Raw genomic sequence first — 15,154 nt, forward strand, 5'->3', positions numbered from 1 at the left:
GTTTTACCGTGGTCAACGTGGCCGATTGTACCAACGTTTACGTGCGGTTTTACGCGTTCAAACTTTTCTTTTGCCATCTTAAAAAATTCCTATAAAGAAATTAACGCCTGACCCACTATTGGGCCAGACAAGCTAAATCATATAACAGCGCGAGCTGCAATTATTGCATCTGCAACGTTCTTAGCGGCTTCTGCATACTTCAAAAACTCCATAGAGTAAGATGCACGGCCTTGTGTTGCAGATCGCAGATCAGTTGCATAACCAAACATTTCAGAAAGTGGGACTTGCGCATTAATTTGCTTAAGACCACCGAATGCTTCTTCCATGCCTTCGATCATGCCGCGGCGACGATTTAAGTCACCAACTACATCACCCATGTTTTCTTCAGGAGTGATAACTTCAACCTTCATTACTGGTTCTAGAAGAGCTGGGTTTGCTTCAAGCGCACCTTTCTTCATCGCCATTGAACCTGCAATCTTAAATGCCATCTCATTCGAGTCTACATCATGGAATGAACCATCAAATAGAGTCGCTTTAACGCCAAGTAATGGGTAGCCTGCCAGCACACCTTGAGCCATTTGCTCTTGGATGCCTTTATCTACCGCAGGGATGTATTCTTTAGGAACCGCACCACCAACAACTTCGTTAACGAACTCGTAAATTGGCGCATCATTTTCCGAAATATCCATCGGTTCAAGTTTAAGCCAGACGTGACCATATTGACCACGACCACCTGATTGACGTACGAACTTCCCTTCAACTTCAACAGCTGAACGGATAGCTTCACGGTATGCTACCTGCGGCTTACCAACGTTACATTCAACACTGAATTCACGTTTCATACGGTCGACAATGATATCAAGGTGAAGTTCACCCATACCAGAAATAATAGTCTGGCCTGATTCTTCGTCAGTTTGTACTCTGAAAGACGGATCTTCTGCCGCTAGTTTACCTAACGCGATACCCATCTTATCTTGGTCAGCGATTGTGCGAGGCTCAACCGCAACAGAGATAACTGGTTCTGGGAACTCCATACGCTCAAGCGTAATGATTGAGTTCGGATCACACAGTGTTTCACCTGTTGTTACGTCTTTAAGACCAATAGCCGCTGCGATGTCGCCTGCGTAGACTACTTTGATCTCTTCACGTGAGTTTGAATGCATCTGAACGATACGACCAAGTCGCTCACGCTTACTTTTAACTGGGTTGTATACCGCGTCACCCTGTTTAACAGTACCAGAGTAAACACGGAAGAAGGTCAAGGTGCCAACGAACGGGTCTGTCGCAATCTTAAAAGCAAGTGCGGCAAACGGTGCGTTGTCATCAGCAGGACGTTCATCCTCGGTACCATCTTCTAAGATACCTTGGATTTGTTTCACTTGTGTTGGTGCAGGCATATATTCAATAACAGCATCAAGCACAGCTTGAACACCTTTATTTTTAAATGCACTACCACACGTCATTGGAACAATTTCGTTTGCTAATGTACGCTGACGTAAAGCTGCTTTAATTTCAGCTTCAGTCAGTTCTTCACCTTCTAGATATTTATCCATTAGTTCTTCTGAGGCTTCAGCAGCGCTCTCAACTAAGTGAGAACGCCATTCTTCTGCAAGCTCAAGAAGTTCTGCCGGAATTGCCTCATAAGAGAAAGTCATGCCTTGATCTTCGGCATTCCAGTTAATGGCTTTCATCTTAATAAGGTCAATAACACCTTTAAAGTCGTCTTCAGCACCAATTGGTAGCTGAATTGGAACAGGCGTTGCTCCAAGACGAGATTTCACCTGGCTAACCACTGTTAAGAAGTCAGCGCCAGTGCGATCCATTTTATTTACGAAGATCATGCGAGGAACTTCGTATTTGTTCGCTTGACGCCAAACTGTCTCAGTTTGCGGCTGTACACCAGATGAAGCACAAAGAACAACTACCGCACCATCTAGTACGCGTAAAGAACGCTCTACTTCGATAGTGAAATCTACGTGTCCTGGAGTATCAATGATATTGATACGATGGTCGTCAAATTGAGCGTCCATCCCTTTCCAGAAACACGTTGTTGCAGCAGAAGTGATTGTGATACCACGCTCTTGTTCCTGCTCCATCCAATCCATAGTTGCAGCACCATCATGTACTTCACCGATCTTATGAGAAAGACCTGTGTAGAACAGAACACGTTCTGTTGTTGTGGTTTTACCTGCATCTACGTGAGCGCAAATACCGATATTGCGATAGCGCTCAAGTGGAGTTGTACGTGCCATATGATCCTCTTAAAGGTTAAGGACAGATTACCAACGGTAATGAGCGAATGCTTTATTCGCTTCAGCCATACGGTGAACGTCTTCACGTTTCTTAACCGCAGTGCCTTTGTTGTCAGCAGCGTCAACGATTTCTTGAGCTAAACGTAAGCCCATAGATTTTTCGCCACGCTTACGTGCAGCGTCTACTAACCAACGCATACCTAATGCGTTGCGACGTACTGGACGTACTTCAACTGGTACTTGGTACGTTGAACCACCAACACGGCGAGATTTAACCTCTACCTGTGGGCGAACGTTTTCAAGTGCAGCTTCAAAGATTTCTAGGTGCGACTTGCCTGATTTCTCAGCAGCCACGTCTAACGCACCATAAACGATTTTTTCAGCAGTAGATTTCTTGCCGTCTAACATTACTACGTTAACGAATTTAGCAAGAAGTTCCGATCCGAACTTAGGATCTGGAAGAATTTTACGTTGACCTATTACGCGTCTTCTAGGCATTTTGTATCTCCGGTATCTTCAGGTTTGCTCTTTTAGAGTCAATACCCAAAACAATTAATTTAAAAATTTAGTGCTTGGCCTTACTAACGGAGAACCATTAGCCCTTAGGGCGTTTAGCACCGTATTTAGAGCGAGCTTGACGACGGTCGCTAACGCCTGCACAGTCAAGTGCACCACGTACAGTGTGGAAACGCACACCTGGTAAGTCTTTAACACGACCACCACGGATAAGGATTACACTGTGCTCTTGTAGGTTGTGGCCTTCACCACCGATGTAAGATGTTACTTCGAAACCGTTTGTTAAACGAACACGCGCTACTTTACGTAATGCAGAGTTTGGTTTCTTAGGTGTAGTTGTATATACACGAGTACATACACCACGCTTTTGCGGACACGCTTTAAGCGCAGCTGAGTTACTTTTAGTAACCTTGCTACGACGTGGCTTACGCACTAGCTGGTTAATAGTTGCCATTTAAATAGCTCCTGAAATTAAAATTACTACTGAAAAAATAAAAAAATCCGCCCTGTTTACATGCTCGTTACTAAACGTGCAGGCAAATGGGTGGCGGAATTTTAATGAGCAAAGTTTAACCTGTCAACCTTAACTCATCGTAAGGCAGCAGATAACTGCCTTACGATTTCTTAATCCATTGATTAAGTTGAGATTATTGGTTTCCAGAGATATCTGCGTTAAGTGCATCAGTTAGTGCTTGAGTTGCCTCTTCAGCGCTTACTGTTTGCTCTTCAACGATTTCACCTTGCTTGCGACGGTTCAAACGGTCTTGGTGATACGCAAAGCCTGTACCAGCTGGGATCAGACGACCCACGATTACGTTCTCTTTAAGACCACGAAGCTCATCGCTCTTACCATTTACAGCTGCTTCAGTTAGGACACGTGTTGTCTCCTGGAATGACGCTGCTGAGATGAAAGATTCGGTTGCAAGTGACGCTTTAGTGATACCCATTAATTGGATTTCAAATTTAGCTGGGATCTTGCCTTGCTTTTCAAGCTCACGGTTCGCGATATTTACGCGTGCCACTTCAACTTGTTCACCGGCTAAGAACTCAGTGTCACCGCCGTCAAGGATGATACATTTACGTAGCATCTGACGAATAATTGTCTCAATGTGCTTGTCATTGATCTTAACGCCTTGCAAGCGGTAAACCTCTTGCACTTCGTTAACGATGTAGTTAGCTACATGAGTTACACCACGTAGGCGTAAGATGTCATGTGGTGATTCTGGACCATCGGCGATAACCTCACCTTTAGACACTTGCTCACCTTCGAACACGTTAAGTTGACGCCATTTAGGGATCATCTCTTCGTATGCGTCACCCTCAGCTGGAGTGATTACAAGACGCTTCTTACCTTTAGTTTCTTTACCGAAGCTAATAGTACCTGTGATTTCTGCAAGGATTGCAGGATCTTTCGGTTTACGTGCTTCGAATAAGTCAGCTACGCGAGGTAGACCACCCGTGATGTCACGAGTTTTCGAACCTTCTTGCGGAATACGTGCAAGTACGTCACCTGGGTTTGCAGTTGCACCGTCTGTTACTTCAATCGTTGTGAATGAAGGTAGACGTGTTTCTTGCAGACCACGCTCATCGCTTTCGATGATTAGTTTAGGTTCTTTCGCATTCGCTTTACCTAAGTCTTTAACAACCACACGTGTTAAACCAGTTAACTCGTCTGTTTGTGCTTCGGTATTCGAGTCATCAATGTCGCTGAACGAGATTTTTGACTTGTGCTCAAGAACGATTGGGTGACTATGCGGATCCCAAGTTGCAACGATATCGTTACCTTGAACTTCTGCATTATCTTGTACCGTTAACACCGCACCGTAAGGAACTTTATAACGCTCTTTCTCACGACCAAAGCTATCAATGATAGTGATCTCTGTTGAACGAGACGTGATAACAATCTTACCGTCTGTGTTTAATACGTACTTCGCATTGTGTAACTTCAATGTACCGTTAGTTTTAACTTGTACACTGTTTTCAGCAGACGCTCGAGATGCCGCACCACCGATGTGGAAGGTACGCATCGTAAGCTGTGTACCCGGCTCACCGATTGATTGTGCCGCGATAACACCTACTGACTCACCTGGGTTGATGATGTGGCCACGCGCAAGGTCACGACCGTAACACTTAGCACATACACCAAAGTCATTATCACAAGTGATTACTGAACGAACGCGTACTTCATCCACTGAGTGCTCTTCTAAAAGGTCACACAGTTTTTCGTCAAGCATGATGTTACGCTCAACAAGTACTTCGTTTGTACCAGGGATTAATACATCTTCAGCAACAACACGACCAAGAACACGTTCGCGAAGTGCTTCTACAACGTCACCACCTTCGATAAGTGGTTTCATTGTTAAGCCATCTTCTGTGCCACAATCGTCTTCGTTGATTACTAAGTCTTGCGCAACGTCTACTAGACGACGCGTTAAGTAACCCGAGTTTGCTGTTTTAAGTGCTGTATCGGCAAGACCTTTACGCGCACCGTGCGTCGAGATGAAGTACTGTAGTACGTTTAGACCTTCACGGAAGTTCGCCGTGATTGGTGTCTCGATGATTGAACCATCTGGACGTGCCATTAGACCACGCATACCCGCTAACTGACGGATCTGAGCGGCGCTACCACGTGCACCTGAGTCTGCCATCATAAACACTGAGTTGAATGAAGATTGCTCTTCTTCTTCGCCTTTCGCGTTGATTACAGTGTCTTTTGATAAGTTCGCCATCATCTCACGTGATAAGTTTTCATTTACACGTGACCAGATATCGATAACTTTATTGTACTTTTCACCAGCCGTTACAAGACCTGATTGGAATTGTTGGTTGATTTCAGTTACTTCAGCTTCCGCTGATTCAATGATTTCTGCTTTAACCGGTGGGATAACTAAGTCATCGATACCGATTGAAACACCTGACTTCATTGCGTAGTGGAAACCGGTGTACATTACTTGGTCAGCAAAGATAACAGTATCTTTAAGACCTAGACGACGGTAACACTCGTTTAATAAGCCAGAAATTTGTTTCTTACCTAGGGCTTGGTTGATTAACTCAAACGGCATGCCTTTAGGTAGGATTAGTGAAAGAATCGCACGACCTACTGTTGTTTCAACAATAGATACTTGCTCAACTGCATCACCATCTTCAGAGCTAATAGTCTCGCTGATACGTACTTTTACGCGTGCATGTAACTCAGCGTTACCGCTGCGGTATGCTTTTTCAGCTTCTTTAGGATCTTTAAATACAGTACCTTCGCCTTTCGCATTGATGCGATCACGCGTCATGTAGTAAAGACCTAATACAACGTCCTGTGAAGGAACGATGATTGGCTCACCATTCGCTGGAGATAGGATGTTGTTTGTAGACATCATTAGAGCACGTGCTTCTAACTGTGCTTCAAGCGTTAACGGTACGTGAACCGCCATTTGGTCACCATCGAAGTCAGCGTTGTACGCCGCACAAACTAATGGGTGTAAATGGATCGCTTTACCTTCGATAAGCACAGGTTCGAACGCTTGGATACCCAAACGGTGAAGTGTTGGTGCACGGTTAAGTAATACCGGATGTTCACGAATTACTTCGTCTAATACATCCCATACTTCTGCCACTTCACGCTCAACCATCTTCTTAGCAGCTTTGATAGTCGTAGCCATGCCGCGACGCTCTAGTTTGCCATAGATAAATGGTTTGAATAGCTCAAGTGCCATCTTCTTAGGAAGACCACACTGGTGTAGTTTAAGCGTAGGACCTACTGTGATTACAGAACGGCCAGAGTAATCTACACGTTTACCAAGTAAGTTCTGACGGAAACGACCTTGCTTACCTTTGATCATATCAGCAAGCGATTTAAGAGGACGTTTGTTAGAACCTGTGATCGCACGACCGCGACGACCGTTATCAAGTAGCGCATCTACCGCTTCTTGTAACATACGTTTTTCGTTGCGTACGATAATGTCTGGTGCTGCTAGATCTAATAGACGCTTAAGACGGTTATTACGGTTAATAACACGACGGTAAAGGTCATTCAGATCAGAAGTCGCAAAACGACCACCGTCTAGTGGTACTAATGGACGTAGATCAGGTGGAAGTACTGGAAGTACAGTCATGATCATCCACTCAGGGTTGTTACCTGATTGGTGGAAAGATTCCATTAATTTAAGACGTTTAGTGATCTTCTTACGCTTAGTTTCAGAGTTAATTGTTGGTAACTCTTCACGCATTTCAGCAATTAATTGGCCAAGATCAAGTTCACGAAGCAAGTCTAATACTGCTTCAGCACCCATCTTCGCTTCAAACTCATCACCGTGCTCTTCAAGTGCATCTAGGTACTCTTCTTCACCTAAAAGCTGACCACGCTCAAGCGTTGTCATACCAGGCTCAGTTACTACGAATGATTCGAAGTAAAGTACGCGCTCGATGTCACGAAGTGTCATGTCTAGCATTAAGCCGATACGTGACGGTAATGATTTTAAGAACCAAATGTGCGCAACTGGGCTAGCAAGCTCAATATGACCCATACGGTCACGACGCACTTTAGTCAGCGTTACTTCAACGCCACACTTTTCACAAATAACACCACGGTGCTTAAGGCGCTTATATTTACCACATAAACACTCATAATCTTTCACTGGGCCGAAGATACGGGCACAGAATAAGCCGTCGCGCTCAGGCTTGAAAGTACGGTAGTTGATTGTCTCAGGTTTCTTTACTTCACCGTATGACCATGAACGAACCATATCTGGCGAAGCAAGACCAATGCGAATTGCATCGAATTCTTCGGTCTTATTTTGTTGCTTCAGAAACTTAAGTAAGTCTTTCACCTTAGCTCTCCTGTCGGAGGTTAATCTTGAGGGCGAACCAATCGCCCCTACATTCTATTCGGCCTAACAGGTGCGGCTTACGCCGCACCTAAATGGCTTAATTTTCTTCCAACTCGATGTTGATACCCAGTGAGCGGATTTCTTTCAACAATACGTTGAACGATTCTGGCATACCTGGTTCCATCTTATGGTTACCATCTACGATGTTCTTATACATCTTAGTACGACCGTTCACGTCATCCGATTTCACTGTTAGCATTTCTTGTAGAGTATATGCAGCACCGTATGCTTCTAGTGCCCACACCTCCATCTCACCGAAACGCTGGCCACCGAACTGAGCTTTACCACCCAGCGGCTGCTGAGTAACAAGGCTATAAGAACCAGTTGAACGTGCGTGCATCTTGTCATCAACCAAGTGGTTAAGTTTCAGCATGTACATGTAACCAACAGTTACTTGACGTTCAAACTGATCGCCAGTACGGCCATCATAAAGTGTAACTTGACCGCTTCTTGGATAACCACCAAGCTCTAGTAAGTCTTTGATCTCGCTTTCACGAGCACCATCAAAGGCTGGAGTTGCGATCGGTAAACCACCTTTCAAGTTTTCAGCTAAGCGACGAACTTCATCATCAGAGAACGAGTCAATATCAACTTTCTGACGACAATCACCTAATTCGTAAACTTTCTTAACGAAGCTACGGATTTCGTGCAGTTCACGCTGCTCTTTCATCATTTCTTCTAAGCGCTCACCCACACCACGTGCAGCAAGACCCATATGTGTTTCTAGGATCTGACCGATGTTCATACGTGATGGTACACCTAGCGGGTTCAGAACGATGTCTACCGTACGACCTTTGTCATCGTATGGCATATCTTCTACTGGTACGATAGTCGAGATAACACCTTTGTTACCGTGACGACCCGCCATCTTATCACCCGGTTGGATACGACGTTTAACAGCTAGGTATACTTTAACAATCTTAAGTACGCCTGGTGCTAAGTCATCACCTTGAGTGATCTTACGACGTTTGTTTTCAAACTTCTTATCGTATTCAGCTTTAAGCTCATCGTACTGAGCAGCTAGTTGCTCAAGTTCAGCTTGCTTGTCTTCTTCAGCAAGGCTTTGCGTAAGCAGCTTTTCAGCATTTAGTGATGCAATTGAATCTGCGCTCAGACCTGCGTCAATAAGTAACTTACGAGCACGGTCTAATACACCAGCTTCTAAGATACGGAACTCTTCGTTGAAGTCTTTCTTCGCTTCGCGAAGCTGCATGTCTTCAACTTCTAACGCACGCTTATCTTTTTCAACACCGTCACGGGTGAAAACTTGTACGTCGATTACAGTACCAGTTACAGAGTTTGGTACACGTAAAGAGCTGTCTTTAACGTCTGACGCTTTCTCACCGAAGATAGCACGTAGTAGCTTTTCTTCAGGTGTTAATTGCGTTTCGCCTTTCGGAGTCACTTTACCTACTAGGATATCGCCGCCTTTAACTTCAGCACCGATATAAACAACGCCTGATTCATCAAGCTTGCCTAGTGCAGATTCACCTACGTTAGGGATATCTGCTGTGATCTCTTCTGGACCTAATTTAGTATCACGTGCGATACATTGTAGTTCTTGAATGTGGATAGTCGTTAGACGATCTTCTTGAACTACGCGCTCAGATAGTAGGATTGAATCCTCGAAGTTATAACCGTTCCATGGCATGAATGCCACGCGAAGGTTTTGACCAAGTGCTAAGTCACCTAAGTCAGTCGAAGGACCATCTGCTAATACGTCACCACGTGTTACCGGCTCACCAACCATACAAGTTGGCTTTTGGTTAATACATGTATTTTGGTTTGAGCGTGTGTACTTAGTAAGGTTGTAAATATCGATGCCCGCTTCACCTGGAATACGCTCATCTTCATGTACATTTACAACGATGCGGCTTGCATCCGCATACATTACTTCACCACCACGCTTAGCAACGATAGTTACACCAGAGTCTTTTGCTAGTGTAAGCTCAATACCTGTACCTACCAGCGGCTTGTCCGCGATAAGTGTTGGTACTGCTTGACGTTGCATGTTTGAACCCATCAATGCACGGTTAGCATCATCGTGTTCTAGGAACGGGATAAGTGCTGCCGCTACAGAGATCACCTGTTGTGGTGATACGTCCATATATTGCTGATCCATTTTGCCCATAAAGGTTGATTCACCTTTGTGACGACATGGAATTAGTTCATCAACAAACTCATTGTTTTCGTTCAAGTTTGAGTTCGCCTGAGCGATAACAAACTGACCTTCTTCAATGGCTGATAAGTAATCTACTTCATCAGTAACTACACCATTTACCACTTTACGGTAAGGTGTTTCTAAGAAACCATAGTCATTTGTACGTGCGTACGTAGACAATGAGTTAATTAGACCGATGTTTGGACCCTCAGGCGTTTCGATTGGACATACACGACCATAGTGAGTTACGTGAACGTCTCGAACTTCGAAGCCAGCGCGTTCACGTGTTAAACCACCCGGGCCTAATGCAGAAATACGACGCTTGTGCGTTACTTCTGAAAGCGGGTTATTTTGGTCCATGAACTGTGATAACTGAGATGAACCGAAGAACTCTTTAACCGCTGCCGAGATTGGCTTAGCGTTAATTAGATCTTGTGGCATTACAGCGTCAAGGTCACCTAAGCTTAAACGCTCACGTACAGCACGCTCAACACGTACTAGACCAACGCGGAATTGGTTCTCAGCCATTTCGCCAACACTACGGATACGACGGTTGCCTAAGTGGTCGATATCATCAACATCGCCAACACCGTTACGAATAGCGATAAGCACTTTCATAACAGCTACGATGTCTTCTTTCGATAATGTGCCAGGGCCTGTATCAGTGTCATAACCTACACGGCTATTGAACTTCATACGACCAACTGTTGATAAATCGTAACGCTCTTCAGAGAAGAACAAGTTATCAAATAAGGCTTCAGCCGCGTCTTTCGTCGGTGGCTCGCCTGGGCGCATCATGCGATAAATTTCTACTAATGCTTCTAAACGGTTGCTTGTTGTGTCGATACGTAATGTATCTGACATGTAGGCGCCGCTGTCCACTTCGTTGATATATAATGTATCAATCTTAGTGTGACCTGCTTTAACCAATTCAGCCATTAGCTCAAGTGATAGCTCGTCATTCGCATTTGCGATGATCTCACCCGTTGACTCGTCAACGTAGTTTCTAGCTACAACACGACCAATGATGTACTCATGAGGTACTTCTAATTGGTTAATACCTTTTTTCTCGATGTTCTTGATGTGACGCGCAGTAATACGACGACCCGCTTCAACAAGGACTTCACCGTCATCGCTCTTGATATCAAAAGCGGCAGTTTCACCACGTAAACGTGAAGGTACAAGTTCCATAAGAACTTTACCGTCAGTAACTTCAAACGCAGTAGTATCAAAGAAGATATCTAGGATTTCTTCTGTAGAGAACTCTAGTGCACGTAAGATGATAGACGCCGGTAATTTACGACGACGGTCAATACGTACATATAGGTTATCTTTTGCATCAAACTCGAAGTCTAACCATGAACCACGGTAAGGAATTACACGCGCGTTATAAAGTACTTTACCTGACGAGTGAGTTTTACCGCGGTCGTTATCAAAGAATACACCAGGGCTACGGTGTAGCTGAGAAACGATAACACGCTCTGTACCATTGATTACAAAGGTACCGGTATCAGTCATGAGCGGAATTTCGCCCATGTAAACTTCTTGCTCTTTAATGTCTTTAACTGTGCCTGGTGCTTCTTTGTCCATCACCACAAGACGCAATTTTACGCGAAGTGGAGCAGAATAAGTCACACCGCGAATTTGACATTCTTTTACATCGAATACTGGCTCACCAATACGATAACTTACGTATTGAAGCTCAGAATTTCCCGAGTAGCTTTTGATCGGAAACACAGAACGGAAAGCAGCTTCCAAACCGTGATCGCCATCAGCGTCAGGGACTAAGAATTTTTTAAACGATTCTAACTGCGTCGACAGTAAGAAAGGTATATCCAAAACTTGTGGACGTTTACCAAAATCCTTACGGATACGTTTCTTTTCAGAATAAGAGTAAGCCATGGGGTTCCTCAGCTTGCTGATCTTTGACCCGACCTGTTCTTGTAAGAACAGACTTAACTGGCATCTATGCCAAGATGTACAACATTAAATTGTTGTTCTATTTTGCTCTGCCACTTTCAACACCAAAAGAGGTAACAACTTGAAAGTAAAGAGAAAATTAGATTTTATTTGCGCTACAGGATTGTGTCGCTCTATAGCGCAAAAAGGCCGGTGATTAAATAATCACCAGCCCTTGCCTGATTTCTCAGGCAGCGAACCTAGCGTAAGCTAGATTACTTGATCTCAACTTCAGCACCAGCTTCTTCAAGATCTTTCTTAAGTGCTTCAGCTTCTTCTTTAGATACACCTTCTTTGATAGGTGCAGGAGCTGATTCAACAAGTGCTTTAGCTTCTTTAAGGCCAAGACCAGTTGCACCACGTACAGCTTTGATAGCTGCAACCTTGTTAGCGCCAGCGCCAGCAAGGATTACGTCGAACTCAGTCTTCTCTTCAGCAGCTTCAGCAGCTGGACCAGCAACAACAGCAGCAGCTGCAGTTACGCCGAATTTTTCTTCCATTGCTTCAACTAGAGCAACAACGTCCATTACTGACATTTCAGCAATAGCATCAAGGATTTGGTCTTTAGTTACAGACATTACAAATTTCCTAATTATTACGGACTAATTTTAGTCCAAAAAAAATATTACACCGAAAGTGAACAAAAAAACAGCTTAAAATTAAGCAGCTTGCTCTTCTTTCTGTACACGTACTGCTTCAATTGTTTTACACAATTTACCTGCAGACGCTTCTTTCATAGCGCTCATTAAGCGTGCAACAGCTTCGTCGTAAGTAGGTAGAGTTGCTAGCATAGCTGCGTCTACTACGTTACCTTCAAATGCAGCCGTCTTAACTTCGAATTTCTCGTTCTTCTTCGCGAAATCTGAGAAGATACGCGCAGCAGCACCAGGGTGCTCTGAAGAGAAAGCGATTAAGCTTGGACCAACAAATGAGTCAGAAAGGCACTCAAAATCTGTACCTTCAACAGCACGTTTAGCTAGAGTGTTACGAACAACTTTCATCCATACACCAGCTTCACGAGCTTCTTTACGAAGGGCAGTGATAGCACCAACTGTTACACCACGAGAATCTGCAACAACTGCAGAAAGAGCACCAGTGGCTGCTTCGTTGACTTCAGCAACAATTGCTTTTTTGCCTTGAAGATTTAAAGCCATGGGTGTTACTCCTGGTTTAATGGGTCGCCGATATTGGCTTCCCTGTTCTACTCTTCCCCATCAATGATGGAGATGCTTTTTACGGCGAGAGCCAGAAGATTAGGAAAAATCTATCTGGGGATTCACACCGTCTACGTAGGTAAAATGATTAAGGCCTAGGGCCGCCTACGGTCTTGGACGGAAGCCCAATTTATCGTTTTTACCCGAAGGCATTACGAAATTATGGACTTCAACCCGAATTCTTTACTTGTTTTGAAATTAACTTTCTCAACAAAATGGCGCAAAATTATAGTTCAAATTTCACGCCATGTAAACTCTTAATTAAGCAACAGTCGTGCTTAGTGAGTTTTGGTCAACAGCAACACCTGCGCCCATTGTTGTAGAGATAGTTACTTTCTTCACGTAAGTACCTTTTGCTTGAGAAGGTTTAGCCTTCTTAAGCGCAACAATAAGAGCTTCAAGGTTTTGTTGAAGTTGCTCAGCAGTGAAATCAACCTTACCGATAGTAGTATGGATGATACCGTTCTTGTCGTTACGGTAACGAACTTGACCTGCTTTCGCGTTTTTAACTGCTTCTGCAACGTTAGGCGTTACAGTACCAGTTTTAGGGTTTGGCATTAGACCACGTGGACCTAAGATTTGACCTAGTTGACCAACAACACGCATAGCGTCTGGAGATGCAACAACAACGTCAAAGTTCATCTCGCCTTTCTTAACTAGATCAGCAAGATCTTCCATGCCCACTAATTCAGCACCAGCTTCTTTCGCAGCGTCTGCGTTAGCGCCTTGTGTGAATACAGCAACACGAACTTCACGACCAGTACCGTTAGGTAGTACAGTAGCACCACGAACGTTTTGGTCAGATTTACGAGCATCGATACCAAGGTTAACAGCAACGTCAACACTTTCTACGAATTTAGCTGTCGCTAACTCTTTTAAAAGAGCAACTGCTTCATTGATTTCGTAATCTTTAGTCGCATCCACTTTTTCGCGGATTGTACGCATACGTTTAGTTAATTTTGCCATTATCTTAGTCCTCTACGTTCAAGCCCATCGCACGCGCAGAACCTGCGATAGTGCGAACCGCAGCGTCCATATCAGCCGCTGTAAGGTCAGGTCGTTTTGTCTCAACGATTTCTTCAAGTTGAGCACGTGTAACTGTACCCACTTTTTCAGTGTTAGGACGGCCTGAGCCTGATTTGATGCCTGCAGCTTTCTTAAGTAAGTAAGCAGCCGGTGGAGTTTTCATTTCGAACGTGAAAGAACGGTCACCGTAAACAGAGATCACTACAGGAACTGGAGCGCCTTTTTCGATAGACTCTGTACGTGCGTTGAACGCTTTACAGAATTCCATGATGTTTACACCGTGTTGACCTAGTGCTGGACCTACTGGAGGACTAGGGTTAGCCATACCAGCGGCAACTTGTAGCTTGATAATAGCTTCAACTTTTTTAGCCATAATAAATACCTCATTTGGTGGGTCATAGCCTTGTGCGCGCGAGGACGCGTACTCTAACGGCTTCCCAGTTTAAAAATTGGTTCTCACTTTTCGTGATAAAAACAAGTCGCAACTTGCCCTAACACAAAAAGGCCGCTGATTATAAGTTAATCAGCGGCCTTTTTCAAGCTTATTGCCAAAATATTAAACGATTTTGGCAGCTTTAATTTTTTACTTACTTGTCTTGTTCAACTTGACCAAACTCAAGCTCAACAGGTGTCGAACGACCGAAGATAAGCACAGACACTTTTACGCGGCTCTTTTCGTAATCCACTTCTTCAACAACACCGCTGAAGTCTGCAAATGGACCATCGATAACACGAACAACTTCACCTGGCTCAAATAATGTAGCCGGCTTAGGTGCTTCTGAGTTTTCTTGAAGACGGTTTAAGATGCGGTCAGCTTCTTTTTGGCTAATTGGCGCAGGACGATCAGACGTACCACCAATGAAGCCCATAACACGTGCAGTGCTATTTACTAAGTGCCAGCTTGCATCGTTCATGTCCATTTGAACTAGTACGTAACCTGGGAAGAATTTACGCTCAGATTTGCGCTTTTGACCTGCACGCATCTCAACAACTTCTTCAGTTGGTACTAATACTTCACCAAAACTATCTTCCAAACCTTCGATCTTGATATGCTCAAGAATGGTTTGTGCTACACGCTTCTCATAACCAGAGAAAGCTTGTACTACGTACCAACGTAGTTTCTTTTCGTTCTTCTCATCCGACATG

10 protein-coding genes and 1 pseudogene are annotated in these 15,154 nt (G+C 44.2%); all 11 read right to left on the reverse strand.

The window, feature by feature from the left end; genetic code table 11:
- A pseudogene (locus ACSFVZ_RS19220) lies at positions 1-77 on the reverse strand (GTP-binding protein); the annotation flags it as partial.
- A gap of 60 nt (positions 78-137) precedes the next feature.
- Positions 138-2,252, reverse strand: coding sequence for an elongation factor G (fusA, locus tag ACSFVZ_RS19225; RefSeq protein WP_135922805.1), 2,115 nt, complete (start codon positions 2,250-2,252; stop codon positions 138-140).
- Between the two features lie 27 nt (positions 2,253-2,279).
- Positions 2,280-2,750 carry a 30S ribosomal protein S7 gene (gene rpsG, locus ACSFVZ_RS19230; protein ID WP_054554834.1) on the reverse strand — a complete coding sequence of 157 codons (471 nt, stop codon included), beginning with the start codon at positions 2,748-2,750 and terminating at the stop codon, positions 2,280-2,282.
- Between the two features lie 97 nt (positions 2,751-2,847).
- Positions 2,848-3,222 (reverse strand): 30S ribosomal protein S12, encoded by a 375-nt coding sequence (gene rpsL / locus ACSFVZ_RS19235; RefSeq protein ID WP_002958885.1) that lies wholly within the window; start codon positions 3,220-3,222, stop codon positions 2,848-2,850.
- Positions 3,223-3,415: 193 nt separating this feature from the next.
- Complete coding sequence (rpoC, locus tag ACSFVZ_RS19240; RefSeq protein WP_135922806.1) at positions 3,416-7,588, reverse strand: DNA-directed RNA polymerase subunit beta'; 4,173 nt, start codon at positions 7,586-7,588, stop codon at positions 3,416-3,418.
- A gap of 97 nt (positions 7,589-7,685) precedes the next feature.
- On the reverse strand, positions 7,686-11,711 hold the full coding sequence (gene rpoB / locus ACSFVZ_RS19245; RefSeq protein ID WP_135922807.1) for a DNA-directed RNA polymerase subunit beta: 4,026 nt from the start codon (positions 11,709-11,711) through the stop codon (positions 7,686-7,688).
- 272 nt (positions 11,712-11,983) lie between these two features.
- Complete coding sequence (gene rplL / locus ACSFVZ_RS19250) at positions 11,984-12,346, reverse strand: 50S ribosomal protein L7/L12 (protein WP_135922808.1); 363 nt, start codon at positions 12,344-12,346, stop codon at positions 11,984-11,986.
- An 81-nt stretch (positions 12,347-12,427) separates the two neighbouring features.
- The gene (rplJ, locus tag ACSFVZ_RS19255) at positions 12,428-12,922 is read right to left on the reverse strand and encodes a 50S ribosomal protein L10 (protein WP_135922809.1); all 495 of its coding nucleotides are present in this window, start codon (positions 12,920-12,922) and stop codon (positions 12,428-12,430) included.
- Between the two features lie 321 nt (positions 12,923-13,243).
- Positions 13,244-13,948, reverse strand: coding sequence for a 50S ribosomal protein L1 (gene rplA / locus ACSFVZ_RS19260; protein WP_135922810.1), 705 nt, complete (start codon positions 13,946-13,948; stop codon positions 13,244-13,246).
- Between the two features lie 4 nt (positions 13,949-13,952).
- Positions 13,953-14,381 carry a 50S ribosomal protein L11 gene (rplK, locus tag ACSFVZ_RS19265; RefSeq protein ID WP_036971575.1) on the reverse strand — a complete coding sequence of 143 codons (429 nt, stop codon included), beginning with the start codon at positions 14,379-14,381 and terminating at the stop codon, positions 13,953-13,955.
- Between the two features lie 214 nt (positions 14,382-14,595).
- Entirely contained in the window at positions 14,596-15,153 is a 558-nt protein-coding gene (nusG, locus tag ACSFVZ_RS19270) for a transcription termination/antitermination protein NusG (RefSeq protein ID WP_036971577.1), read from the reverse strand.
- Position 15,154 lies beyond the last annotated feature (1 nt).

The sequence above is a fragment of the Pseudoalteromonas nanhaiensis genome, from assembly GCF_051235485.1.
Classification (GTDB): Bacteria; Pseudomonadota; Gammaproteobacteria; order Enterobacterales; family Alteromonadaceae; genus Pseudoalteromonas; species Pseudoalteromonas lipolytica_C.

Coding starts and splice junctions, on each gene's coding strand:
- fusA (WP_135922805.1), bottom strand. CDS start 2,252: ATGGCACGTACAACTCCACTTGAGCGCTATCGCAATATCGGTATTTGC.
- rpsG (WP_054554834.1), bottom strand. CDS start 2,750: ATGCCTAGAAGACGCGTAATAGGTCAACGTAAAATTCTTCCAGATCCT.
- rpsL (WP_002958885.1), bottom strand. CDS start 3,222: ATGGCAACTATTAACCAGCTAGTGCGTAAGCCACGTCGTAGCAAGGTT.
- rpoB (WP_135922807.1), bottom strand. CDS start 11,711: ATGGCTTACTCTTATTCTGAAAAGAAACGTATCCGTAAGGATTTTGGT.
- rplL (WP_135922808.1), bottom strand. CDS start 12,346: ATGTCTGTAACTAAAGACCAAATCCTTGATGCTATTGCTGAAATGTCA.
- rplJ (WP_135922809.1), bottom strand. CDS start 12,922: ATGGCTTTAAATCTTCAAGGCAAAAAAGCAATTGTTGCTGAAGTCAAC.
- rplA (WP_135922810.1), bottom strand. CDS start 13,948: ATGGCAAAATTAACTAAACGTATGCGTACAATCCGCGAAAAAGTGGAT.
- rplK (WP_036971575.1), bottom strand. CDS start 14,381: ATGGCTAAAAAAGTTGAAGCTATTATCAAGCTACAAGTTGCCGCTGGT.
- nusG (WP_036971577.1), bottom strand. CDS start 15,153: ATGTCGGATGAGAAGAACGAAAAGAAACTACGTTGGTACGTAGTACAA.